General features: G+C 42.3%; 2 protein-coding genes. Both read right to left on the bottom strand.

What is annotated here, in order from left to right; translation table 11 throughout:
* The coding region (locus tag C7K08_RS14380) for a hypothetical protein (RefSeq protein ID WP_161955951.1) at positions 1 to 764 on the bottom strand (764 nt) is incomplete at its 3' end.
* A 76-nt stretch (positions 765 to 840) separates the two neighbouring features.
* On the bottom strand, positions 841 to 1115 hold a 275-nt coding region (locus C7K08_RS14375), incomplete at its 5' end, for a Coq4 family protein (protein ID WP_241537289.1).

The raw sequence follows: 1115 nt of genomic DNA, 5'->3' as shown, positions 1-1115 counted from the left end.
CTAAACATTGTTGAACCCAGCAATAGAGCTTGACTAGGATCTGTAGGTTGACCTACAAGAGTGTTTGAGCTTTGGCCTTGTTTATTATAAAAATCATAAATTTGCATGTATACTCCTGAATCTGGTGTTTCCAGATTGGGGCTTCCATCGCTGTTTTCACTAAGTGCAATTCCTTGCTGCCAATCCCCCGTATTCCATGGTTCTGGGTTTTTAATGCCTTGGGTTTGCAGCTGATGTTTTAAAAAGTTAAATGTATCCAACTTACTTTTATTTGGATCTAACGGTGCGAAATCTTTGCCTTCAGCTATAAATGAAGTAAATTCAGGCAGCTTTATAGGTGTGTCTGAAAGGTTTGAATTTGCCTTAGCGATCGCGGCGTTAAATATCGCCATATAATTCACCATTGCTGCCCATTCATGCTCTAGATCTAGTTGTGTTAAGGGATTGCTAGGATTGCTAATCCAATCTTGTGTGGCTTTTTCGCCGTCTGGATGAAATATAAGATTTGGTTGCATTCCGAGTGATGCAAGACTATTGAGTAGTGCTAAGAGAGTTGCTTGATTCCAAGATCCGGCGGTACTATTTGGCCCATCTATATCTAGTACTAGATTCCAGGGTTGGCTTGGATCATTTCCCATTAATCCTAGGAACTGCCTAGCAAGGTCATCGCTATCTGTTTGCCAACTAGTGGGATCATCTTGCCAGAGAATTGTTAATGATGGCACTTGGGAACTTACTAACTGGTTCGCTTTTAAATTGGGCATTATTTTGATTGTAGAGTTGGTTGTGGCATCCTCTCATGTTGGGATGACTTTTGCTATAAATACTTTGCAATAGGTTTTAATTTAGCTTTAATTCTTGACGCCATTCGCTTAAGGGTCGTTCCCAGTGATCTTCTAGGCGATAACTGATTACACAGTTAGCAGTTAGGCCAAGTTCAAAGCCACGGCTGAGGGCATGTAGAAGTGGCTCTAGGGGTTTGTCATTTTGCAATGTTGAAAGCATGCCGCCAAAAATCAACATCACCGCCAGGGGCGAACGGTTTTGAGCCAGGTTGAAGGCCTGCAAACCCAATTCGCCTGGCCCATCGGTGCTAAAGCCTGTAAGTACATGAA

Source organism: Synechococcus lacustris str. Tous (assembly GCF_003011125.1).
Lineage (GTDB): Bacteria > Cyanobacteriota > Cyanobacteriia > PCC-6307 > Cyanobiaceae > Synechococcus_D > Synechococcus_D lacustris.
Note: the sequence above shows the minus strand (reverse complement) of the source record. Positions and strands in the feature narration are given on the sequence as shown.